Below are 24,665 nucleotides of genomic sequence, written 5' to 3'. Positions count from 1 at the left end.
TATAAGCAAGGCATGTAGTTTCAAAATGTCCAAAAGAAAATGCACATGACAGTAATAGCATTGTCATGTGCATTGTATATTCACGATTAAATCTCCATAATGATTGGTAAAATCATTGGGCGACGCTTTGTTTTTTCAAATAAATAAGGACCTAATACATCAGAAATTTCATTTTTCAGCTCTGCCCATTGTGGTGTTTTGCTTTGCACAATGCCATTCAAATGACGATTTAGCATTTTTTGTGCTTCATTAATCATCGTACCCGATTCACGCATATAGACAAAGCCACGTGAAATAATATCAGGACCAGAGACAATTTTTTGATTTTCTTTATCCACACTAACGACTACAATGACTAAGCCTTCCTCTGATAAAATGCGGCGGTCACGAAGAACGATATTGCCGATATCTCCGATGCCATTACCATCAATATAAACATCTCCAGAAGGAATACGACCTGCTACATGTGCTGTCTCTGCGCTTAATGCCAGCACATCACCATTTTCCATCACAAACGTATTTTCTAATGGTACATCACAGTCCTCAGCTAAATGCGTATGCATTTTTAACATACGGAATTCACCATGGATTGGCATAAAGAATTTTGGCTTCATCAAGCGGAGCATTAGTTTTTGCTCTTCCTGCGAACCATGACCAGATGTATGGATATTGTTTAGTGCACCATGAATCACTTCGGCACCTGCACGGAATAACAAGTTAATAATTTTATTTACGCTAACCGTGTTGCCTGGTACTGGCGAAGATGAAAAGATAACTGTATCACCAGGTTGGATTTGAATTTGACGATGTGTACCGTTGGCAATACGAGATAAGGCTGCCATTGGTTCACCTTGCGAGCCTGTACATAAAATCATGACTTCATTTGCTGGAAGTCGATTAATGCTTTGGGCATCGATAAACGTATCCTTTGGTGCAGTAATATAGCCTAGCTCACGACCAATTGTAATCGCATTATCCATCGAACGACCAAATACCGCAATTTTTCGACCATATTTAACCGCAGCATCTGTTGCTTGCTGTAAGCGGTGAATATTAGAGGCGAATGTTGCAAAAATAATACGACTATCTACCTTACGGAAAATTTCATCAATACTTTTACCAACTGTACGTTCAGACATCGTGAAGTTTGGCTTTTCTGCATTTGTACTATCAGATAATAAGCATAGTACGCCGTCACGTCCGATTTCTGCCATCTTTGTTAAGTTGGCTGGCTCGCCTACTGGTGTAAAGTCAAATTTAAAGTCACCTGTATGCACGATATTACCAGGTGGTGTTTTGACAACAATACCATAAGCATCAGGAATACTATGTGTTGTTCTAAAGAAGCTAACAGACGTTTTTCTAAATTTGATGACATCTTCTTCTTTAATCTCAATCATTTTAGTTGTGCGTAATAAACCATGTTCTTCTAATTTATTGCGAAGTAGTCCAAGTGCCAGTTTGCCACCATATACAGGGATATTCACTTGACGCAATAAATACGGAATACCACCAATATGGTCTTCATGTCCATGTGTAATAAATAAACCTTTAATTTTATCCACATTACGCACTAAATATGTGTAATCTGGAATAACGTAGTCGATGCCGAGTAAGTCATCCTCTGGGAATTTGATACCAGCGTCAATTAAAATAATTTCGTCTTGGAATTGCACAGCGTATGTGTTTTTGCCGATTTCGCCCAGTCCGCCGAGTGCGAAAACAGCTGCTTGGTCATTTTTAACAAACTTCATGCTTGTTAAATTTCCTCCAAGACAAAGTTCGGGCTAGCTTGCTCATAAGTTAAATAATTACCTTCAAGCAATTGAACGAACTCAATGTTGTAATGACGATCCTTTAATTTTTGACGTACTTCACGCTCTGAAGTAGCTTCAAGGTATAGACTTTTAGTGTTTTCGCGAACTGGAATCTCATTTGCATTTTCTTGATAATAAACTTTGTAAATCATCGTTTGCTCTCCTTTTAATTGCGTACATTCTCTTTTATTATGGGCTAAGTCTCTCCATTTTATCGCAGCATAGTGAAGTTGCGTGAATGTGGAATGTTAGCCAAATAAAAGTATTTCCTTTATATTATCATGCAGTTCCTTTAAAATAAAGAAAAGCCCTTCGAAATTAATGAAGGGCACATGTTAAGCAATTGATTTTTTCCCGAGTACGCCACGTAGCTGCTTCAATAATTTGCGTTTTAATTTCTTCAGCATGGCACATCACTCCTTACGTTAATTATAGTAGAAATTTCTCGGTATGTAAAGTCATTTGCCTTTGCATGTTCAAAATAGAAAGGAATTAGAGAAATGGATAAAATTATCTTTTTTGATATTGATGGCACACTGTACAATGATGAGAAAAAAATACCTCAATCAGCAAAGGAAGCGGTATTAGCTGCACGACGTAATGGTTATGAAATTGCCATTGCTACTGGGCGATCGCCGTTTATGGCTAAACCGATATTAGAGGAATTAGATATTCACACATATGTGACATTTAATGGACAGTATGTTGTTTATCAAGATGAAGTGATTTATGCAAATGAAATTGATAAAGAAAGCTTAGCAAAAATTGCAGAATTTAGTGCATCACGTGATGAGCCAGTTGTTTTTCTAGATGATAAGCATATGGTTGCCACAGCACCAGCACATCATATGGTATCGGATAGTTTAGCCACATTGATGCATCATGATTATCCAAAGATTGATGCTACTTATTATATGCAGAACCCTGTTTATCAAACATTGGCTTTTGTAACAGAGCAAGATGAGCCCCTTTATCGAGAAAAGTTTCCGAATGTGCGCTTAGTGCGTTGGCATCCATATTCTTGCGATATTTTACCATTAGGCGGCTCAAAGGCGTTAGGTATTGAAAAAGTGCTAGAGAAAATGGGTCTTACGATGGAGGATGCGATTGCCTTTGGTGATGGCTTGAATGACATCGAAATGTTAACAGCAGTTGGAACAAGTGTAGCGATGGGCAATGCAGAAGATGAAGTAAAAGCTGTTGCAAAATATGTCACGGATCATATTGACCAAGATGGCATAGCGAAGATGCTGCGCGAATTGAAAATAATTGATTAAAATAACAAGGAATGTCCTGCAAAAATTGCGGAACATTCCTTTTTTATCCCATATTAACAGGCTGTAAGATCCTTGCTTCAAAATAGTGAGTGGAGATGAACTGTTTAAGTAGGGAACCAACAGCCTGTAAAAACCCGATTGAAGGTTCACTTTATCGTTATTTTTTGACTAAGGATAGATTAATAGTTGTTGTTGCGAATTGTTGACATAATTCTTCTGATAAGGCGTCGTCTGTCACGATGACATCAATATCATGAATAGGACATACTTGAATGGCGACATCTTTTAAAAATTTACTGGAATCTGCCGCTACAAAGACCGTTTCAGCAATATCGATAATTTGTCTACGGGTAATAGCCTCTTCTAAACTAAAATCGGAAATCCCCTTATTAACTGATACACCGCTAGCGCAAATAAATGCCTTGGTGATATTCAAATGTTCAAAGCGAAACAGAAATTCATTGGATGTGACGGATTTCTCTGAATGGCGTACTTTACCACCGATAATAATGACTTCAATCGGAGAACCAATTAAATCAAAAGCAATAGGCAGTGAATTGGTCACAACAGTCAACTTTTCTTTGTCTTTTAAAAATGGTGTCATTTGATAGGTTGTTGTCCCACTATCAATAAAAATACAATCCCCGTTTTGGACAAATGAGGCACATTTTTTGGCAATCGCAATTTTTTCATCTAATTGTTCATGAAAGCGTTGGTCAATGAAGCCTTCAACAGGTTCAATATATTTGACACCACCATATACTTTTTCCAATTTATTATTTTGTACAAGCTGCTGCACATCACGGCGAATGGTTTCCATTGATACATTGAATTGCTGTGTCAGCGTGACTAGCTTTACTACTTTATTTCTCCTGACAAACTGCAAAATTTGTTGCTGTCTTTCCATCGTTAGCATTCGATCACCTCTACTCGATATTTACTCAAATTCACCATAACTTTGTCAATAGTTTGTCTTAATTTACTCAACATTTACAAAAAAACGCAATGTTCTTTACAAATCACTATTATACTAAAGTTATCAACTGAAAGAGGTGACTAGTGTGTTAGAACTTCGGAATATTTCCAAAAGCTATGAAAATAAAAAAGTATTAGCAGATATAAATGTCACGATTGAGGCAGGTGAAATTGTATCATTATTAGGACCGAGTGGCTGTGGTAAAACGACTTTACTCAATATTATTTTAGGGCTTACACAGCAAACAAAAGGACAGCTTTTTTACAATGGACAAGATATTTCTAAGCAATCGATGCAAGATAGAGGGTTTAATATCGTATTTCAAGATTTTGCATTATTTCCACATTTAAATGCCTATGACAATATTGTCTACGGTTTAAAAAATAAAAAAACACAAATGTCAGCGACTGAGGTGCAAGAGTATATTGATTTTTTAGAGCTAACACCACATTTACAGAAAAAAGTACATGAGCTTTCTGGTGGTCAAAAGCAACGTGTATCGATTGCAAGGACGCTCGTGATGCAGCCGAATATTTTATTGATGGACGAGCCATTAAGCGCATTGGATGGTGTTATCAAAGAGTCCATTAAAGAGCGTATTAAGTCGATTGCACGTCAGTTTCATTTAACAACAATTATTGTGACACATGATCCAGAGGAAGCCTTAACATTGTCAGATAAAGTAATGATTATAAATGAAGGAACGATAGCACAGTTTGGCACACCGAGTGATATTGTGCAAAAGCCAAACAATCCATTTATTGAAGACTTCATTTTAAAGCAGCTACATATTAAGCGACACAATATTTATCAACTATTTGGAGAAATATATGCTTAAAACAACGAAAGTAATGAAATTGTTATTTTTTCCTATTATTGCTTTTTTACTCTGTTTTTTAATTGTGCCACTACTGTATATGTTTTGGCAGTCCTTCAAAATGGGGGACACAGTTACATTGCAAAATTATGTAGAAGTTCTGCGCAATATAGAAATTCGTGAGGCATTTATGCATAGCTTTGCTGTATCACTTGTCTCAGCTCTTATTACGACGATATTCGCCTTTTTATTGGCTTATGCGGTTCATTTTACACGCATGCATCGCTCCATAAAAAAAATAATGCAGGTGGGTATTACGTTGCCAATGCTATTGCCAACGATTACATATGGCTTTGTCCTTATTTATACGTTTGGTAATCAAGGCATTGTGACAAGATTGCTTGGTCAGCCTTTGTTTACGATTTATGGCTTTAATGGTTTAGTAATTGGCTATATTTTGTACACATTGCCCGTTGCTTTTATTTTAATGCAAAATTCAATGCAATATATTGATAAACGTTTTGTTCTTGTATCTATGCTCATGCATGATTCGCCACCGCGTAGATTTTATCATACGGTCTTTCGTCCAATGATTGGGACAATTGGTGGTGCCTTTATTCTATCTTTTATTTTAAGCTTTACGGACTTTGGTATTCCTGCATCTGTGGGTGGTAGCTATAAGGTGATTGCAACAGAACTATATCGTGCTATGTTAGGCTCTATTGTTCATTTTGAACGTGGTGCAGTTATTTCCGTATTAATGCTATTGCCTGCTGTGTTAGGTGTTGTGATATTGACGATTTTAGAGCGCTTTAATTTTCAATATAAACAAGTTAGTGATAGTGAACTTATTCCTGCTCGTGGGCGTGACTGGTTCTTTACATTGCTATCGTTAATTAGTGTAGTAGGTATTTTCATCATCTTTTCAACAATGTTCCTTGTACCATTCACGAAAGGGTATCCATATGATTTTGGATTGACACTAGAGCATGTACAAAGTGTGTTAGCAGAGAAAAATTTAACGCAAGTGTACATCAATTCCTTAATCGTCGCTTTTGCTACAGCTTTGCTAGGGGTAGTAGTCACATTTATAGCTGCTCTATTGAATGTGCGTACACCAGTTAAAGGGAGAAAGGCATTCGATATGGCTTCGATGATTACGAATACTGTGCCAGGTATGGTGCTTGGTTTATCCTATTTATTTTTCTTTAATGGCAGTTCATTAAAAGGCACATTTTTCATTATTATTGCCTGTAATGTAGTGCATTTCTTTACAACACCGTATTTAATGGCTAAAAATTCCTTGTTAAAAATGGACCCTACTTGGGAGGTTACAGCCGCTTTGTTACAGGATTCATGGCTGCAAACAGTTATCAGGATTATCTTACCGAATATACGTGCAACAATTTATCAAATATTTAGCTATTATTTCTTAAATGCGATGGTTACAGTAAGTGGAGTTATTTTCCTAGTGAGCACAAAGACGATGCTTGTATCCACACGCATTAAAGAACTACAGCATTTTGCCAAATATACAGAAATTTTTGTACTTTCTATCTTTATTTTAGCTACAAACCTCATTGTGAAATTAGGTTGTGATTATATAACTACACATAAAAAAGGAGAAATGAAAAAATGAAAAAATCAACAGCAATGATGTTAGGGACAGTGAGTTCAGCAATCGTATTAGCAGCATGTGGAGGTGCAGAAGCTGGACCAGCAGATCAAGTCATTATTTATTCAAATGCTGATGATGAAGCAGTGGCAATTATGGAAAAGACGTTAGATAGCAAAGGATATGAAGGGAAGTATGTGATTCAGTCATTTGGTACATCGGAGTTAGGTGGGAAAATGATGGCTGAAGGCAAGGATATTGAAGCAGACGTCATTACAATGGCTTCATACTTTATTGAAAGTGCACAGCAAAAGCAAGACATGTTTGTTGATTTAGAGGCAGATGTACAACCCCTTGAGGATGGTACAACATATGCGTTACCGATTTTGGGGAATGTTGGCTCAATCTTTGTCAATACAGAGCTAATGAAACAAAAAGGGTTACCAATGCCAAAAACGATTAAAGATTTGACAGACCCTGCTTTTAAGAATCTTATTTCATTCCCGAATATTATGGATTCTTCTACAGCTTGGTTATTAGTACAAGCAATTATTAATGAATACGGTGAGCAAGAAGGAAAACAGGTGTTAGCGGATTTAATTAAAAATGCTGGGCCACATATTGAAAGCTCAGGTTCAGGTCCTATCAAAAAAGTAAAAACGGGTGAGGTAGCGGCTGGCTTTGGACTACGTATTCAGGCGATTAATGCTAAAAAAGAGGGGCTACCAATTGAGTACATTGACCCGACAGAAGGGAATTTTACTTTAACAGAGTCAGTAGCTGTTGTGGATAAAGAGGATGATGAAAAACTAGCAAAAGAAATTGCTAAAGTGATTGCAACAGAGGCACGTCCTGATTTATTAACGCAATACCCAGTCGCATTGTATCCGAAGGAAGAGGTACAGTCAGAGTACATTCCAGCGCATTTGAAAAAATGGGATACAACATTAACTGTGGATTTACTTGAACAGCATCAAGAATTCTTTAAGGCTGCACAACAATAAGGAGTGACATCGATGAATGATTATAAATTATTAACACCAGGTCCATTAACAACGACGAAAAGTGTCAAGGAAGAGATGCTAAAAGACCGTTGTACATGGGATGATGACTATAAAAGTATTACACAGACTATTCGCAAGCAATTACTACAATTAGCACAGGTCAATGAAGCTACGTATACAGCGGTTTTAATGCAAGGAAGTGGAAGCTTCGTTGTGGAATCTGTGTTAACAACAGCAATCGGTGAGAAAGATAAAGTATTAATCATTACCAATGGTGCTTATGGTGAGCGCATTGTAGAAATGGCACAGGTTATGCGACTGTCACATGTTGTTTATAGTGTGCCTTATGATGAACAGCCATCACCTACAGAAGTGCAAGCGATTTTAGAGGCAGATGTAGCGATTACACATGTAGCAATGGTCCATTGTGAAACGACAACAGGTATTTTAAACTCGATTGAAGAAATTGGACAGGTTGTCAAGTCATTTGATAAAACTTGGATTGTGGATGCAATGAGTAGCTTTGGTGGTGTACCGATGAATATTGCAGCATTACAGATTGATTATTTAATTAGTAGTGCGAATAAATGTATTCAAGGTGTGCCTGGTTTTGGCTTTGTCATTGCAAAAATGGAGGAATTACAGAAATGTCAGGGACAAGCTAGAAGTGTCGCACTTGATTTATATAGCCAATGGCAGGCGATGAATGTAGATGGTAAATGGCGTTTTACATCACCAACACATGTGGTGGCAGCCTTTGCTAAAGCCCTTGAGGAATTGTTAACAGAGGGAGGCGTGGAGACACGCTATAAGCGTTATCTGCATAATAATCGTTTATTACGCACACGTTTAAATGCTGCTGGCTTTAAGGCATATATTACGGAGGTTTGGCAATCACCGATTATTACAACGTTTTTATTCCCATATGATGGCTTCTCCTTTACACATTTTTATGAAGAAGTGAAGAAGGCAGGCTTCGTGCTCTATCCAGGGAAACTGACAGATATGGATACGTTCCGTGTGGGGAATATTGGAGATATTCATGAAGCAGATATTCAGGTTTTATGTGATGTAATTGAAAACTATATGGCGGTGACAAGTAATGAAAATTGAAGCGGTTATTTTTGATTGGGCTGGTACAGCAGTAGATTTTGGCTGTTTTGCACCTGTGAATGTTTTTTTAACGATTTTTGAGGATGCTGGTGTAGCGGTGACATTAGAGGAAGCACGTAAGCCGATGGGGATGCTGAAAATCGACCATATCCGTACAATGCTGGAAATGCCAAGAATTGCTGAGGCATGGCAAGCAGTGTATGGTCGAGCTTTTACAGAGGAGGATGTACAAACTTTATATGGACAGTTTGAAGAAAAGTTAATGGCATCATTAGCAACCTATACAGATCCGATTCAGTATGTGAAAGAGACGGTAGCGACATTAAGAGCAGCGAATATTAAAATTGGCTCAACGACAGGTTATACAGCAGAAATGATGGAGGTTGTTACACATCATGCTGCATTAAAAGGCTATGCTCCTGACACATTAGTAACACCTACACAGCTACAGGATAAAGGGCGACCATATCCGTATATGATTTTTAGAAATATGGAGTTGTTGAATATTCAAGCAACACAGCAAGTCGTGAAGGTAGGCGATACAACATCAGATATTCAAGAGGCTCGCAATGCAGGTGTATGGGCTGTGGGTGTCGTGATTGGTAGCTCTGAAATGGGTTTATCTGAAGCAGAGTTTCATGCACTATCTGTGGAAGAGCAGGGGGCAATTATAGCAAAGACAGTACAGGTGTTTGCGCAAGCTGGGGCACATTATACAATTCAAACGATGGCAGAATTACCAGCATTACTGGATACGATTAATACACGTTTACAGCAGGAAGTTGTATTTGTATAAAGCAAAGAGCATGTTAGCAGTGGACACTGACATGCTCTTTTTTCAGTAGTTAATCACGCTCATATGGAATGGCATTTGGGATATCGGCATAGGGATTACTTTCGTTGATACGATCATAAAACATGACGCCATTTAAGTGGTCTAATTCATGTTGAAAGGCAATAGCTGGTAATCCTTTTAAACGCATCTTTTTTTCTTCACCATCGACTGTTTTAAATTTCACTGTGATACGTGCATAACGTGGCACATAACCGGGTACATTACGGTCGACAGATAAACAGCCTTCACCGCCTGTTAAAAATGTACTTTCCACAGAATGGCTAACAATTTTAGGGTTAATGGCAACAAAACTAAGCTGCTCACCGTTTTCATCAGGTAAATGCAAAGCAAACATACGGTGTAAACTATTTACTTGGTTAGCAGCTAGACCAATACCACTGCGTAACTGATATTTTTCAGCGATTTCAGGATCTTGGCTGTTAATTAAATATTGCAACATATCCTCTGCAAGCTGTTTTACTTCCGCTGTTAGAGGGAATTTTATTTCTTCTGCTTTTAAACGCAATGTTGGATGTCCTTCACGAACGATATCATCCATCAAAATCATAGGTAAAACTTCCTTTCACATTTGTGTTTCTTACTTTTTAGTATACATGACATTGCTAAAAATCATATGAAGTTGCTCAAAAAAATTTTGTTACTTCAAGTAGAGCGAGAAGCGACAAATGATTTTTGTTTTGTAAATGTTTCGACAGGTATTGTAAAGGATAACATAACAGATTTCTTCTTTTTTCGAGCGAAAATAAGACATTTCGATGTGAAGAAACCTTGTAAATTAAGCGTTTTCACCATTTTGTTATAATACAGAATTGGGTATATTGTGATACAGTATAGGACAGGTGGATAAATAAAGAAATTTAATGAAAATCTTTATTTATAAGCGTATTATATGATTGACCGGCTGTATTTTATTCAGTATACTGAGGGCTGAGAATAAGTTGTACTAGTTGAGAAGGTAATTTATTTTAATACAGTTGAAAGGGAGATGTGACAAATGAGCAAGAAAAACAACAATATTTTTGATGCAAAACAAACATTAGCTGAAATCGAAGACAAGTTTGAACTGTTTCAAATTTTGAATGAAGAAGGCGAAGTTGTAAATAAAGAAGCAGAACCACAATTATCAGATGAGGAATTAGTAGAATTAATGACGCGTATGGTTTATACACGTATTTTAGACCAACGCTCTATTTCACTTAACCGTCAAGGTCGTTTAGGTTTCTATGCACCAACAGCAGGTCAAGAAGCTTCACAACTTGCATCACACTTTGCATTAGATAAAGAAGATTGGATTTTACCAGGTTATCGTGATGTGCCACAAATCGTATGGCACGGCTTACCATTAGATAAAGCATTCTTATTCTCACGTGGGCATTTTGCAGGGAACCAAGCTCCTGAAGGCGTGAACGTATTATCACCACAAATTATTATTGGTGCACAATATATTCAAGCAGCGGGTGTTGCATTGGGTCTTCAAAAACGCGGTAAAAAAGCGGTTGCTGTAACATATACAGGTGATGGTGGTTCATCACAAGGTGACTTCTATGAAGGTATTAACTTTGCAGGTGCATTTAAATCGCCAGCTATCTTCATCGTACAAAACAACCAATTTGCTATTTCAACACCACGTGAATTACAAACAGCAGCAAAAACAATTGCACAAAAAGGTGTAGCAGCTGGTATTCCAAGTATTTTAGTAGACGGTATGGATGCACTTGCTGTTTATGTAGCAACACGTGATGCACGTGAGCGCGCAGTGAATGGTGAAGGTCCAACATTGATCGAAACACTATGTTACCGTTATGGTCCACATACAATGGCAGGGGATGACCCAACACGTTACCGTACAGCAGACACAGATAGTGAATGGGCATTAAAAGATCCACTTGTACGTTTCCGTAAGTATCTTGAAGCAAAAGGTTTATGGGACGAGCAAAAAGAGGAAGCTGTTATCGAGCGTGCAAAAGAAGAAATTAAAGAAGCAATCAAAAAAGCAGATGCAGCACCAAAACAAAAAGTAACAGAGTTAATGGAAAATATGTACAAAGGCGAAATGCCATCTAACTTAAAAGAACAGTATGAAATCTACAAAGAGAAGGAGTCGAAATAACCTATGGCACAAATGACGATGATTCAAGCAATTACAGATGCACTTCGCACAGAATTAAAGAATGATGAAAACGTTCTTGTATTCGGGGAAGATGTAGGTGTCAACGGTGGGGTATTCCGTGCGACAGAAGGTCTACAAAAAGAATTTGGCGTTGACCGTGTATTTGACACACCATTAGCAGAGTCAGGTATTGGTGGTTTAGCAATCGGTCTTTCTCTACAAGGTTTCCGTCCAGTTCCTGAAATTCAATTCTTCGGTTTCGTTTATGAAGTAATGGATTCAATTAGTGGTCAATTAGCACGTTTAAGTTACCGTAGTGGTGGTGTTTACAATGCACCAGTTACAATTCGTTCTCCATTCGGTGGTGGTGTACATACGCCAGAAATGCACTCTGATAGCTTAGAAGGCTTAATGACATCACAACCAGGTTTAACAGTTGTTGTACCATCAACACCATATGACGCAAAAGGATTATTAATTTCATCCATTCGTAACGACAATCCAGTTGTGTTCTTAGAGCACTTAAAATTATACCGTTCATTCCGTGAAGAAGTACCAGAGGAAGCATATGAAATTCCACTAGGTAAAGCGGATGTAAAACGTGAAGGTAAAGACTTAACAGTCGTTGCTTACGGTTTAATGGTTCACGAAAGTTTAAAAGCGGCTGAAGAGCTAGAAAAAGAAGGCTACTCTTTAGAAGTAATTGACTTACGTACAATTCAACCAATCGATGTTGAAACGATTATTGCTTCTGTTGAAAAAACAGGTCGTGCAATCGTTGTACAAGAAGCACAAAAACAAGCTGGTATTGCAGCAAATGTTGTAGCAGAAATTACAGAGCGTGCGATTTTAAGTCTAGAAGCACCTGTACTTCGTGTAGCTGCACCAGATACTGTGTACCCATTCCCACAAGCAGAAGGTGTTTGGTTACCAAACTATAAAGATGTAATGGAAACAGCGAAAAAAGTTTTAACATTCTAATGTTCTCGCAGTGAATGCTTTATCTTGGTTCAGTAGAAGGCTCCTTCCGTTATAGGCGGCGAGATGAATGCTTATTTCTCTTTTGTGCAAATGCACATGGAACCAAAATAAAGGCCCCAGCGGATGTCACAGATTTTTCAAACGAACTTGAAAAAAACTGTACATAATGACGCTGGGGCATCATTGATATGTATTTGCACTTGAACATCTAAATATAAAAAATCTTAAATGTGATGATACAGAAAGGATGGGTACACAGATGGCATTTGAATTTAGATTACCAGATATCGGAGAAGGTATTCATGAAGGCGAAATTGTAAAGTGGTTCGTGAAGGCTGGAGATACAGTTAAAGAAGACGATATTCTTTGTGAAGTACAAAACGATAAAGCTGTAGTTGAAATTCCTTCTCCAGTAGAAGGAACAGTACAAGAAGTTTTAGTAGGAGAAGGAACAGTAGCCGTTGTTGGTGATGTTTTAATTCGCCTAGATGCTCCTGGCTATGAGGACATGAAACTAAAAGGTGACGATCATGCAGAAGCTAAAGCTGAGGCGACACCAGCACCAGCAGAAGTTGGACAAGAGGTAGCAAAAGAAGTGGCAGAAGCACCAGTAGCTGAAAAAGCAAAACGTGTCATTGCAATGCCTTCTGTTCGTAAATTTGCAAGAGAACATGATGTTAATATTCAAGCAGTAACAGGTACAGGAAAAAATGGACGTATCTTAAAATCAGATATCGAAAACTTCTTAAATGGTGGCGGATCAGTACAAGCTGAAGAAGCATCAGTTGCTACAGAGGAAGTAGCTGTTCAACAAGAAGCAAAAGCAGCAGCGCCAGTTGTTCTTGAAGGAGACTTCCCAGAAACACGCGAAAAAATGTCAGGTATCCGTAAAGCAATTGCAAAGGCAATGGTACATTCAAAACAAACGGCGCCACATGTAACGTTAATGGATGAAGTAGATGTAACAGCACTTGTAGCACATCGTAAAAAATTCAAGGATATTGCAGCTGAAAAAGGCGTGAAATTAACGTACTTACCATATGTGGTAAAAGCGCTTGTATCAACATTACGCGAATTCCCTGAATTTAACCGTTCATTGGATGATGCAACACAAGAAATCATTCAAAAACATTACTACAATATCGGTATTGCCGCAGATACAGAAAAAGGTTTACTTGTACCAGTGATTAAACATGCTGACCGTAAATCTGTATTCAATGTATCAAATGAAATTAACGAATTAGCAACAAAAGCACGTGAAGGCAAACTTGCACCACATGAAATGAAAGGTGCTTCTATGTCGATTACAAATATTGGTTCAGCAGGTGGCCAATGGTTTACACCAGTAATCAACCATCCAGAAGTAGCGATTTTAGGAATTGGTCGAATTGCAGAAAAACCTGTAATAAAAAATGGTGAAATTGTAGCCGCACCTGTGTTAGCATTATCATTGAGCTTTGACCATCGTATGATCGATGGAGCCACTGCACAAAATGCTTTAAATCATTTAAAGCGTTTGTTAAGTGAGCCAGAATTATTATTAATGGAGGCGTAACAAAATGGTAGTAGGAGATTTCCCAATCGAAACAGATACTCTTGTCATTGGTTCAGGTCCTGGAGGATATGTAGCAGCAATTCGTGCCGCTCAAACAGGTCAAAAAGTAACAATCGTTGAGCGTGATACATTAGGAGGCGTTTGCTTAAACGTTGGATGTATCCCATCAAAAGCGTTGATTTCAGTAGGTCATCGTTTTGAGAAAGCGAAACATTCAGATGATATGGGAATTATCGCTTCTGACGTAAAATTAGACTTTTCAAAAGCACAAGCATTTAAAGACAGCGTTGTTAAAAAATTAACAGGCGGTGTTGAAGGCTTACTAAAAGGAAATAAAGTAGATATCGTACAAGGTGAAGCTTATTTCGTAGATACAAATTCAGTACGTGTTATCAACGGTGAAGCTGCGCAAACATATTCATTCAAAAATGTTATTATTGCAACAGGCTCACGCCCAGTGGAAATTCCAACATTCAAATTCTCAACACGTGTACTAAGCTCTACAGGTGCACTTGCTTTACCAGAAGTGCCAGGTAAACTAGTCGTAATCGGTGGCGGTTATATCGGTACAGAGCTAGGAACAGCTTATGCAAACCTAGGTGCACAAGTAACAATTATTGAAGGCGGTAAAGATATTTTAGCTGGCTTTGAAAAACAATTAACACAAATCGTGAAAAAAGGCCTTAAAAACAAAGGTGTTGAAGTAGTGGTTAACGCATCTGCAAAAGGTGTTGAAGAAACAGAAAATGGCGTTGTTATCACATACGAAGCTGGTGGCGAAGAGAAGAAAGTTGAAGCTGACTACGTATTAGTAACAGTAGGTCGTCGTCCAAACACAGATGAAATGGGTCTTGAGGAAATCGGTCTTGAATTTGGTGAACGTGGCTTAATTAAAGTTGACAAACAATGCCGTACAAACATTCCAAACATCTATGCAATTGGTGATGTAGTACCTGGTCTACAATTGGCACACAAAGCATCTTATGAAGCAAAAGTGGCAGCTGAAGCAATCGCTGGTGAAAAATCAGTTGTTGATTATTTAGCAATCCCTGCTGTGTGCTTCACAGATCCAGAAATGGCAACGGTTGGTTACAATGAAGATCAAGCTAAAGAAGAGGGCATTGACTATACAGCAGCGAAATTCCCATATGCAGCAAATGGTCGTGCACTTGCATTAAATGAAACAGAAGGCTTTGTAAAACTTCTTGCTCGTAAAGAAGATGGTTTATTAATCGGTGCACAAATCGTAGGTTCTGGCGCATCTGATATGATTTCTGAAATGGCATTAGCGATTGAAGCAGGTATGACAGCTGAAGATTTAGCTTTAACAATCCATGCTCACCCAACATTAGGTGAAATTACGATGGAAACAGCTGAAGTATTACTTGGCAACCCAATCCATATCGTAACGAAAAAATAATCAAGAAACGGCTATAAGGCATTTGCCTTTGTAGCCGTTTTTTCTATTTTTTGATAAAGTAGAACTATTGAATGAATATTTTGATAGTTTGAGGTGAGTGAAATGGAGCTAGGTTTAAACGAGAAGGTAGCTATTATTACAGGATCAAGCAAGGGCATTGGCTATTATACAGCAATGCAGCTAGTTAAAGAGGGAGTAAATGTTGTGCTTTGTGCACGTGGTGAGAAGCAGCTACAAGTAGCAGCAGACTACATTAAAAATGAAACGGGGAAAGAGGTTTTAATTGTTCCAACTGATATAACAAAAGAGAAGGATTGCCAACGTCTGATTGAGCAAACAATTACCCATTATGGTCGTCTTGATATTGTAGTAAATAATGCAGGAACAGCTTCAGCAAATCCATTTGAGTCTGTAAGTAGTGAGCTATGGCAGGCTGATTTGGATTTAAAGGTTTTTGGAGCAATTCATTGTACTAAATATGCTATTCCACATATGCGTAAAGTTGGTGGGGGAGCAATTGTGAATGTGACAGCTGTAATGGCAAAAACGCCACCTGCAAGCTCCTTACCAACTACAGTTAGTCGTGCAGCTGGTTTAGCTTTAACAAAGGCGATGAGCAAGGATTTAGGGAAAGATAATATTCGTGTTAACGCTGTTTGTATCGGCTTAATTCGTAGTGACCAAATCGAGAAAAAGTGGAAGAAGGAAGCGTCACAGCTATCATGGGAAGAATACTCACAGCAGGTTGGACAGACGATTCCACTAGGGCGTGTTGGAGATACACAGGAAGCGGCAAATGTCATTACCTTTTTAGTATCTGAGGCAGCAAGCTATGTAACAGGAACAACGGTTAATATTGATGGTGGCGCTGGTCACGCATTATAAGTAGGAGGGAATACGAGCGATTCATTATTTCGCTATAGATAAAATGAATGTAATTAGAATTATTATACAAATAGCGATACTAAATGTTTTTTATTATATGGGTGTAGGCATTGTATCGTTATGGCATCTACCTTTTCCAGCTAGTATTGTGGGGCTTTTATTGTTATTAGCAGCATTAATGCAAAAAATAGTGAAGGTAGAATATATACAAGATGGAGCAGGCTTTTTAATTAGTATTTTAACCTTATTTTTTATACCAGCAACAGTTGGGATTATCGATTATCCCGAACTTGTATCCATCAAAGGGATGCTAGTAGTCATCTCAGTGATTGTCAGTACATTACTTGCTATTTATGTAACAGGGGTAGTGACGCAGTTCATTGAAAAAAGAGAAAGAAAAGAGGAATAAGCAATGATTGCGATTAGCGTAATACTTTGTACGATTATAGCGTTTATTTTGCTAACCAAATTGTATCAAAGATGGCCATTTCCTTTTATGATGCCCATTGTGACAACAACTGTACTGACGGTCGTTATTTTGATGGTGTTTGCTATTCCATATACTACTTATATGACAGGAGGACAATGGATTCAAAGAATGTTGGGACCAGCCGTTGTAGCCTTAGCTTATCCACTGTACAATCAACGAGCATTAATTATCAAATATAAGTATGCGATTGTATCAGGTACTTTGATTGCCATGTTAACAGGCTTAATCACAGTATTTTTTATGTTGCAGTGGATTGACGTGAAACAAGAATGGTTATTGGCAGCATTACCGAAATCATTAACAACACCAATCGGGATGCAGGTCAGTGAAACAATTGGTGGGATTCCATCATTGACGGCTGTTTTTGTGATGATTGCGGGCTTTACAGGGGCGTTAATGGGTGCGTTTGTTATCAAATATGGTCGTATTCATTCAGCGATTGGACGAGGTGTTGCAATAGGCAGTGCTTCACATGGCGTGGGATTGACAAAGCTAAAGGAATATGGAGAGCAAGAGCTATCGATGGGTTCATTAGCAATGACTTTATCCGCTATTATTGGTGCAATTTTATGTCCGTTATTTGTCTATCTCTTTATACACTAAAAAACTACCTTCCTGTTTTATGGAAGGTAGTTTTGCTTTAAATAATAGGCTTGCGTTCTTTGATAACACGAATGGTTTTTAACGTTGTATCTTCTGGACCTTGAACAGGTAAGCCTGCTTCGATATTCATCTGAATATATTCGATATTTTCCTTCGTAATAATTTCCCCGGGAATAAAAATAGGAATACCAGGTGGATACACCATAATAAACTCTGCACAAATACAGTTATCAGCTTCTGCTAAAGGTACAACTTCTGTATCTGCATAAAAAGCATCACGTGGTGACATGGCAAGCGCTGGAATATCAGGTACATTGACTACTGTTTCTGTGACAGCAGCCTCAGAATCAAATGCCTTTGACATACGACCAAGTGCATTTAATAAAAGATTTACCTCTTTTTTCGTATCTCCTAATGTCACGATACATAAAATATTATATAAATCAGATAATTCTACTTCAATATTGGCATTTTGACGAAGCCATTCCTCTGCTTGATGACCTGTAATCCCTAAATCTTTCACACTAATTAGTAGCTTTAGTGGGTCCATATCATAGGTTGCAGATGAGTGTAATATTTCTTTGCCAGCACATTTTAAATGTGGAATTTGATTAATGCGTTTACGAGCATCTCTCGCTAAGCGCAGTGCTTCATCAATTAAATCATAACCATGAATGGCTAGCTGTCGACGTGCAGTATCCAGTGAAGCTAGCAATGGATAGGATGTTGATGTTGTTGTCAGCATAGAAAAGACAGCTTGTACACGCTTAGCTGACACAAGACCTTCTCGTACATTTAAGACAGATGTTTGTGTCATTGAACCACCTAGCTTATGTACGCTCGTTGCAGCCATGTCTGCGCCTGCCTCCATTGCTGAGTAAGGTAAATCATCATGGAATTTAATGTGTACACCATGTGCCTCATCGACAACGACTGGTATATTGCGATTATGGGCAAGTTCGACAATACGCTTTAAATCCGCTGTAAAGCCAAAATAAGTTGGGTTAATAACAAGAACCGCTTTTGTATCTGGGTAGGCATTTAGAGCCTTTTCAACAGCCTCAGGTGAAATACCATGAGAAATGCCATATTCACTGTCAACCTCAGGATGAATAAAAATAGGAATTGCACCAGCGAAAACAATCGCTGACATAATCGATTTATGAACATTCCGTGGTACTAGAATTTTATCACCTGGACCAACGACAGTCATAATCATCGTCATAATGGCGCCACTAGTACCTTGCACGGAAAAGAATGTATAATCAGCACCAAAGGCCTCTGCAGCAAGAGCTTGAGCTTCCTTTATAGCTCCCTTTGGTGAATGTAAATCATCTAGTGGAGCAATATTAATTAAATCAATCGATAAAACGTTGTCGCCGACGAATTCTCGGAAAGCAGGATCTATGCCCTGTCCTTTTTTATGACCTGGAATATGGAATTGAATTGGATGTCTGTTCCGATGTTTTAATAACACGTCGAACAATGGAGTCTCTAATTGTGACAACGCAGGTACCACCTCACTTTATAATATTTCAGAAAACAAATGAATTATAGCACCTTAAGACATGAAAGAATAGACTTTACATAAAAAATAAAAGGATTTTTTACAATCTTCGAGAAATTAGTTATGTATGAAAGGGGCGTTTCGATGAATTGGCATACACGTGTGACAGAATTGTTAACGATTCAATATCCTATTATTCAAGGAGGACTAGCTTATTTGGCCTATGCTGATTTAGCGGCAGCGGTGTCGAATGCTGGCGGATTAGGGCAAATTACAGCGATGAGTTTACGAGAGCCAGAGCGATTACGTGCTGAAATTCACAAAGTACGTACATTAACTGACAAACCATTTGGTGTGAACTTTGCGATTGGTATGCATGGTACAGGCTATGAGGATATGGTACGAGTGGCAATTGAGGAAAAAGTGCCTGTTGTGACGATGACAGGAGGAAATCCTGCACCGATTTTTGAGCTTTTAGATGGCACTGATATCAAAAAACTAGTATTAGTAGCAGCACGTAGACAAGCGCAAAAGGCAGAGCAATTAGGAGCCGATGCCGTCATGGTCGTTGGGCAAGAAGGTGGTGGTCATTTAGGGCGTGATGATGTAGGAACGATGGTGCTTGTACCACAAGTTGTCGATAGTGTAAAAATTCCTGTTATTGCCTCAGGAGGTATTGGCGATGGTCGTGGCTGGATGGCCGCACATGCACTTGGAGCTGAAGGCATTGAGATGGGTACACGCTTTATTGCGACAAAAGAATGTGTGGATGCATCTGAAGTCTATAAAGCTGCTTTACTGGCAAGCTCTGAGACAGATACAACGATTATTAAGCGCTCTATTGGTGCACCAGCTAGAGCATTACGCAATGATTTTACGAATAAAATAATAGAAATTGAACAGGTGACACCAACCTATGAGGCATTGAAAGATTATATTAGTGGCACAGCAAATAAACGCTTTATTTATGAAGGGCAACATGATAAAGGTTTTGGCTGGGCTGGTCAAGTAACGGGAATGATTCATGATATACCAACTGTTGCGGAGTTAATGCAGCGTATGGTTGCAGAAGCAAAGCAAATCCGATTACAATGGGGACAATAACGTAAAGGTGGTTAGAGTGAATGGAGTATTCTTATCCGTTTTCAGTCGATTGGTCAACAGAGGAAATCGTGGATGTTATTCAATTTTTTGAAGGCATTGAAAAAGCATATGAAAAGGGCATTAAACGTGAAGTGATGTTAGCTAAATATCGCCGCTTCAAAGAAATTGTCCCTTCGCAGGCTGAGGAAAAGTCGATTTTCCGAGAATTTGAGGAGGCAAGCGGTTATGTGAGCTACCCTGTTGTCAAGCAGATGAAAGATGCAAGTGATGGTACAATTATAAAAGTAGCACCGAAGCAACGTCATTAAAAACGGATGTGAGTATTGAGCTCACATCCGTTTTGTCTTTATTGAAGGGAACTGACGGATAGAATGCTTAAAGTGACGGATAGACTTGCCGAACTGACGGATGGAACTCCTAAACTGACGGATAGATTCCTCAATTAAGGGTGGCTGCCTTATAGATAGGTACCAGTTGGTCGAATGTTTCCTCAATGAGTTGATAAAGTTGTTTAGCGGATAGCTTCACAGCCTCTTCCTGTGAAAGATGTCGCCCTACTAAAAACTCCCCTTTTTTCACATCTCGTAAACGGTAGAGCAATTCATCTAGCTGTTGGTCTTTTGCCTCTTGTAGTGAAATAGACTCTGGAGACATATGATCGCCAGACACGATAAAATCATTTGGTAGTTGTGTTAGTAGATGTTTTTGTGCCAATAAACGCTCAGCCATTACGTTTTTTTGTGGAGCTTCATAAATAATTGCAAAGACGATGAATAAATGTGTGCTCCATAGACCAATCTGAAAATGAGGTAATGCTTTATAGCCTCTTTTATATGGTGCAAAGGCAACCCAGCTATCATTTGGGGGATTGACGGTTCTGCGTGCATGCTTTGCGGTATGTGGATAAAATTCTTCCCCAAGCTGAGTGGAAAAATAAGTAGAAAATTCCTCGCCTAATTGTTGAAATTTAGGTCGTACTAAGGCCGTTAAAGCCTCCATTCGTTGCTCTAAGCCATCAATTTGAAAAACTTGAAAATCTTTTTTTGTCCATTTTATTTTTGACAATTTAAATTTACTCCTTTCAATGAATTAGGTTTAAATTACTGCGAAAATGGGAAAAAATTTGATAACAACACCTTTTCTAAAAAATAAAAAGGAAGTGATTAAGATGAGACCGACTGTAAAAATTATAAGTAAAGTTGAAGTAGAAAAGCAATACGAACGCATTTTACAATTGGAACTAGACTATGAATTAGCATCACTATTCTTTGCTATGAATGAAAAGAACGAAGCCGAAATTGCAAAATGTAAAGCACGTTTAGCAGAAATTCAAATGGAATTAGAAAGTTTGCACGCCTATGTATGAGTGCAGCGTAGACGACATCTAAAAATCACTTGCTGAATATTCAGACAGCAGGTGATTTTTTGTGTAAAAAAGAGTAAAATGAAAATATGTTATTGTGAGAAAATAAGCAATAGATGGTTGAAAGGTGGGGTCTTATGGATTTACAACAAATGGATCAATTTGCACAAAGTATTATTTTTGAAGCAGGTCGTCGCATTCGAGAGGCTTTTACATATGATTTAAAAGTAGAGACAAAGTCAGATGCCAACGACCTCGTGACAAATATTGACCGTGAAACAGAATTATTTTTTATCGAAAAAATAAAAGCGTTTGATGCCACGCACAAAATTTTAGGTGAAGAAGGTATGGGCGAAAAAGTGGAATCCCTAGATGGTGTCGTATGGATTATTGATCCGATTGATGGCACGATGAATTTTGTGAAACAGCATCGTCATTTTATGATTTCCATTGGCATTTTTGTGGATGGCATTGGGGAATTGGGATACATATTTGATGTGATGCGTGAAGATTTATTCCATGCAATTGCAGGACAAGGCGCATGGTATAATGACACGCCATTGCGCAAGTTAAAGGCTGTACCATTAAAGGAAGCAATGATTGGTATTAACGCTAGCTGGGTAGCACCGAATCGTCGTGTACATCATGAGAAAGTGATTGAATTGATTCGTAAAATCCGTGGTACACGTTCTTATGGTTCTGCTGCTATGGAAATTGCGTTTGTTGTGAGTGGTAAATTAGATGCCTATGTGTCAATGCGTCTGTCACCATGGGATATCGCAGGTGGAACGATTATTGCCAATGAGGTAGGAGCGATTGCAACTAATTTACATGGGCAAGGCTTTGATTTCCTTCATGCTGACACTTTTATTATTGCCAATCCTTCCATTCATCAAGAATTATTAGAAAACTATATTATTCCTTACGAATAAAAATGGAGCCTGTCTACAAGAGACGGCTCCTTCCTCTTTATTGCTTTGTCAGAACAGAGACAAGTATTCTTTACAAAAGCCCCTGATCACGAAATTTTTTCTTCATTTTGAAAGCTGTCATAAAAACGACACAAACTGCGATAATCCCTGCAATAATGCCAAGAACACTACCAGCAGCAACAGAATAGCCAATTGAGCACATCGCTAAAATAGCAGCTAATGCGTAAATAGCCATGACGAATTTTGCACGATTCATGATGAATCCTCCTATAATTAATATAAGATTTTTAATTCTAATAAGGACATTTCTTCCCTTCATGTGCTATAATATCACAGTTAAACATTCGAAAAAAGAATATGGAGTGGAATAATGACAAACTTACGTCAAGATCTTCGCAATATCGCAATAATCGCCCACGTTGACCATGGGAAAACAACTTTGGTTGACCAATTATTAAAGCAGTCTGGAACATTTCGTTCAAATGAGCATGTAGAAGAGCGTGCAATGGACTCAAATGATATCGAGCGTGAACGTGGTATTACGATTTTAGCAAAAAATACAGCAGTTAATTATAATGGAACTCGTATCAACATCCTTGATACGCCTGGACACGCCGACTTTGGTGGTGAGGTAGAACGTATTTTAAAAATGGTAGACGGTGTTTTACTAGTTGTCGATGCGTATGAGGGTTGTATGCCACAAACACGTTTTGTGTTGAAAAAGGCGTTGGAGCAAAAATTAACGCCAATCGTTGTTGTAAACAAAGTGGACAAAGATTCAGCACGTCCATTAGAAGTAGTAGATGAAGTATTAGAATTATTTATCGAGCTAGGTGCAGATGATGATCAATTAGACTTCCCTGTTGTTTATGCTTCAGGTGTAAATGGGACAGCTTCTCTTGATGCAGATCCAACAAAGCAAGAAGAAACTATGCAATGTCTATTTGAAAAAGTAATTGAAACAATTCCAGCACCAGTTGATAATTCAGCAGATCCATTGCAATTCCAAGTAGCATTACTAGATTATAATGACTACGTTGGTCGTATCGGTATCGGACGTGTATTCCGTGGTACAATTGAGGTTGGTCAACAGGTAGCTTTAATGAAACTAGATGGTACTGTGAAACAATTCCGTGTCACAAAAATCTTCGGCTTCTTCGGCTTAAAGCGTGAAGAAATTCAATCAGCAAAAGCTGGTGATTTAATTGCCGTATCAGGGATGGAAGACATCAACGTTGGAGAAACAGTATGTCCTGTTGAGCACCAAGAGGCACTTACACCATTACGTATTGATGAGCCAACATTGCAAATGACATTCCTAGTGAACAACTCACCATTCGCAGGTCGTGAAGGGAAATGGGTAACAGCTCGTAAAGTAGAAGAGCGTTTACGTGCACAGCTTCAAACAGACGTATCTTTACGTGTAGAAGATACAGATTCACCAGATGCATGGACAGTTTCAGGACGTGGTGAGCTTCACTTATCTATTCTGATTGAAAATATGCGTCGTGAAGGCTTTGAGCTACAAGTATCAAAACCACAAGTAATCATTCGTGAAGTGGATGGCGTGAAATGTGAGCCATTTGAACGTGTACAAATCGATGTACCAGAAGAAAATGTTGGCTCTGTCATTGAATCAATTGGTACACGTAAAGGTGAAATGTTAGATATGGTGAACAATGGCAGTGGTCAAGTTCGCTTAACATTCTTAGTACCTGCTCGTGGCTTGATTGGTTATACGACAGAATTTATGTCAATGACAAAAGGTTTCGGTATTATTAACCATACATTCGATTGCTACCAACCATATATTGCTGGTCGTATTGGTGGACGTCACCAAGGTGTACTTGTGTCAATGGAAACAGGTAAATCCACAACTTATGGTATGATGCAAGTAGAAGACCGTGGTACACTATTTGTGGAGCCAGGTACTGAAATTTACGAAGGTATGATTGTTGGGGAAAATACACGTGACAATGATATTACAGTAAATATTACAAAAATGAAGCAAAAAACGAATATTCGTTCTGCGACAAAAGATGCAACAAACGTTATTAAAAAGCCACGTTTATTAACATTAGAAGAAGCATTAGAATTTTTAAATGATGATGAGTATTTAGAAATCACACCTGAATCAATTCGTCTACGTAAACAAATTCTAGATAAAAATGAACGTGAAAAAGCAGCGAAAAGATTAAAAAACGCTGAACAATAATTTGTTGCTTCCATGAAAGGAAGAG

The 24,665-nt window shown here is 38.3% G+C and carries 25 protein-coding genes; 18 read left to right on the top strand and 7 right to left on the bottom strand.

Features of this window, described 5'->3' with window-relative positions:
- Positions 1–86: 86 nt before the first annotated feature.
- Entirely contained in the window at positions 87–1,754 is a 1,668-nt protein-coding gene (rnjA, locus tag OPF91_RS03745; RefSeq protein WP_264987343.1) for a ribonuclease J1, read from the bottom strand.
- Positions 1,755–1,759: 5 nt separating this feature from the next.
- A complete protein-coding gene (locus OPF91_RS03740; protein ID WP_264987342.1) occupies positions 1,760–1,969 on the bottom strand; it encodes a DNA-dependent RNA polymerase subunit epsilon in 210 nt (69 codons plus the stop codon).
- A 348-nt stretch (positions 1,970–2,317) separates the two neighbouring features.
- Between OPF91_RS03740 and OPF91_RS03735 the strand changes: the two genes are divergently transcribed.
- Positions 2,318–3,094 carry a Cof-type HAD-IIB family hydrolase gene (locus OPF91_RS03735; protein ID WP_264987341.1) on the top strand — a complete coding sequence of 259 codons (777 nt, stop codon included), beginning with the start codon at positions 2,318–2,320 and terminating at the stop codon, positions 3,092–3,094.
- Between the two features lie 157 nt (positions 3,095–3,251).
- Here the strand turns inward: OPF91_RS03735 and OPF91_RS03730 are convergent, their stop codons facing one another.
- A complete protein-coding gene (locus OPF91_RS03730; RefSeq protein WP_264987340.1) occupies positions 3,252–4,010 on the bottom strand; it encodes a DeoR/GlpR family DNA-binding transcription regulator in 759 nt (252 codons plus the stop codon).
- A gap of 145 nt (positions 4,011–4,155) precedes the next feature.
- On the opposite strand from OPF91_RS03730, the gene OPF91_RS03725 reads away from it, so the two are divergent.
- The 5 genes from OPF91_RS03725 to phnX are packed head-to-tail and all read left to right on the top strand — an operon-like array spanning position 4,156 to position 9,415.
- Positions 4,156–4,908, top strand: coding sequence for an ABC transporter ATP-binding protein (locus OPF91_RS03725; protein ID WP_264987339.1), 753 nt, complete (start codon positions 4,156–4,158; stop codon positions 4,906–4,908).
- Positions 4,901–6,526, top strand: coding sequence for an ABC transporter permease subunit (locus OPF91_RS03720; protein WP_264987338.1), 1,626 nt, complete (start codon positions 4,901–4,903; stop codon positions 6,524–6,526). The genes OPF91_RS03725 and OPF91_RS03720 overlap by 8 nt, the downstream gene beginning before the upstream one ends.
- Positions 6,523–7,506, top strand: a complete 984-nt coding sequence (locus OPF91_RS03715; RefSeq protein WP_264987337.1) for an extracellular solute-binding protein — start codon at positions 6,523–6,525, stop codon at positions 7,504–7,506. Before OPF91_RS03720 ends, OPF91_RS03715 begins: the two co-directional genes overlap by 4 nt.
- A 12-nt stretch (positions 7,507–7,518) precedes the next feature.
- Complete coding sequence (gene phnW, locus OPF91_RS03710; protein ID WP_264987336.1) at positions 7,519–8,619, top strand: 2-aminoethylphosphonate--pyruvate transaminase; 1,101 nt, start codon at positions 7,519–7,521, stop codon at positions 8,617–8,619.
- A complete protein-coding gene (gene phnX, locus OPF91_RS03705; RefSeq protein WP_264987335.1) occupies positions 8,609–9,415 on the top strand; it encodes a phosphonoacetaldehyde hydrolase in 807 nt (268 codons plus the stop codon). The genes phnW and phnX overlap by 11 nt, the downstream gene beginning before the upstream one ends.
- Positions 9,416–9,464: 49 nt before the next feature.
- On the opposite strand, the gene def is transcribed toward phnX, so the two are convergent.
- Entirely contained in the window at positions 9,465–10,022 is a 558-nt protein-coding gene (def, locus tag OPF91_RS03700; RefSeq protein WP_264987334.1) for a peptide deformylase, read from the bottom strand.
- Between the two features lie 447 nt (positions 10,023–10,469).
- On the opposite strand from def, the gene pdhA reads away from it, so the two are divergent.
- From pdhA to OPF91_RS03665, 7 genes are all read left to right on the top strand, one after another.
- The gene (gene pdhA, locus OPF91_RS03695; protein WP_264987333.1) at positions 10,470–11,585 is read left to right on the top strand and encodes a pyruvate dehydrogenase (acetyl-transferring) E1 component subunit alpha; all 1,116 of its coding nucleotides are present in this window, start codon (positions 10,470–10,472) and stop codon (positions 11,583–11,585) included.
- 3 nt (positions 11,586–11,588) lie between these two features.
- Positions 11,589–12,566, top strand: a complete 978-nt coding sequence (locus OPF91_RS03690; protein WP_264987332.1) for an alpha-ketoacid dehydrogenase subunit beta — start codon at positions 11,589–11,591, stop codon at positions 12,564–12,566.
- A 259-nt stretch (positions 12,567–12,825) separates the two neighbouring features.
- Positions 12,826–14,121 carry a dihydrolipoamide acetyltransferase family protein gene (locus OPF91_RS03685; RefSeq protein WP_264987331.1) on the top strand — a complete coding sequence of 432 codons (1,296 nt, stop codon included), beginning with the start codon at positions 12,826–12,828 and terminating at the stop codon, positions 14,119–14,121.
- A gap of 4 nt (positions 14,122–14,125) precedes the next feature.
- Entirely contained in the window at positions 14,126–15,541 is a 1,416-nt protein-coding gene (lpdA, locus tag OPF91_RS03680; RefSeq protein ID WP_264987330.1) for a dihydrolipoyl dehydrogenase, read from the top strand.
- A 102-nt stretch (positions 15,542–15,643) separates the two neighbouring features.
- Positions 15,644–16,426, top strand: coding sequence for an SDR family NAD(P)-dependent oxidoreductase (locus OPF91_RS03675; RefSeq protein WP_264987329.1), 783 nt, complete (start codon positions 15,644–15,646; stop codon positions 16,424–16,426).
- A 43-nt stretch (positions 16,427–16,469) separates the two neighbouring features.
- On the top strand, positions 16,470–16,835 hold the full coding sequence (locus OPF91_RS03670) for a CidA/LrgA family protein (protein WP_264987328.1): 366 nt from the start codon (positions 16,470–16,472) through the stop codon (positions 16,833–16,835).
- A gap of 3 nt (positions 16,836–16,838) precedes the next feature.
- Positions 16,839–17,519, top strand: coding sequence for an LrgB family protein (locus OPF91_RS03665; RefSeq protein WP_264987327.1), 681 nt, complete (start codon positions 16,839–16,841; stop codon positions 17,517–17,519).
- Positions 17,520–17,556: 37 nt separating this feature from the next.
- Here the strand turns inward: OPF91_RS03665 and OPF91_RS03660 are convergent, their stop codons facing one another.
- Positions 17,557–19,026, bottom strand: a complete 1,470-nt coding sequence (locus OPF91_RS03660) for an aminotransferase class I/II-fold pyridoxal phosphate-dependent enzyme (protein WP_264987326.1) — start codon at positions 19,024–19,026, stop codon at positions 17,557–17,559.
- Positions 19,027–19,170: 144 nt separating this feature from the next.
- Between OPF91_RS03660 and OPF91_RS03655 the strand changes: the two genes are divergently transcribed.
- Entirely contained in the window at positions 19,171–20,130 is a 960-nt protein-coding gene (locus OPF91_RS03655; protein ID WP_264987325.1) for an NAD(P)H-dependent flavin oxidoreductase, read from the top strand.
- A 20-nt stretch (positions 20,131–20,150) separates the two neighbouring features.
- Positions 20,151–20,438, top strand: a complete 288-nt coding sequence (locus OPF91_RS03650; protein ID WP_264987324.1) for a UPF0223 family protein — start codon at positions 20,151–20,153, stop codon at positions 20,436–20,438.
- 130 nt (positions 20,439–20,568) lie between these two features.
- Here the strand turns inward: OPF91_RS03650 and OPF91_RS03645 are convergent, their stop codons facing one another.
- Positions 20,569–21,195: a YktB family protein gene (locus OPF91_RS03645; protein WP_264987323.1), complete on the bottom strand. Its 627-nt coding sequence runs from the start codon at positions 21,193–21,195 to the stop codon at positions 20,569–20,571.
- 103 nt (positions 21,196–21,298) lie between these two features.
- On the opposite strand from OPF91_RS03645, the gene OPF91_RS03640 reads away from it, so the two are divergent.
- On the top strand, positions 21,299–21,496 hold the full coding sequence (locus tag OPF91_RS03640) for a YkzI domain-containing protein (protein ID WP_264987322.1): 198 nt from the start codon (positions 21,299–21,301) through the stop codon (positions 21,494–21,496).
- Positions 21,497–21,630: 134 nt separating this feature from the next.
- Complete coding sequence (locus tag OPF91_RS03635) at positions 21,631–22,425, top strand: inositol monophosphatase family protein (protein WP_264987321.1); 795 nt, start codon at positions 21,631–21,633, stop codon at positions 22,423–22,425.
- 70 nt (positions 22,426–22,495) lie between these two features.
- Here the strand turns inward: OPF91_RS03635 and OPF91_RS03630 are convergent, their stop codons facing one another.
- A complete protein-coding gene (locus OPF91_RS03630) occupies positions 22,496–22,681 on the bottom strand; it encodes a DUF5325 family protein (RefSeq protein ID WP_264987320.1) in 186 nt (61 codons plus the stop codon).
- A gap of 114 nt (positions 22,682–22,795) precedes the next feature.
- On the opposite strand from OPF91_RS03630, the gene typA reads away from it, so the two are divergent.
- Positions 22,796–24,640, top strand: a complete 1,845-nt coding sequence (gene typA, locus OPF91_RS03625) for a translational GTPase TypA (protein WP_264987319.1) — start codon at positions 22,796–22,798, stop codon at positions 24,638–24,640.
- Positions 24,641–24,665: the final 25 nt, after the last annotated feature.

This window comes from Lysinibacillus piscis (assembly GCF_026012395.1).
Lineage (GTDB): Bacteria > Bacillota > Bacilli > Bacillales_A > Planococcaceae > Lysinibacillus > Lysinibacillus piscis.
Note: the sequence above shows the minus strand (reverse complement) of the source record. Positions and strands in the feature narration are given on the sequence as shown.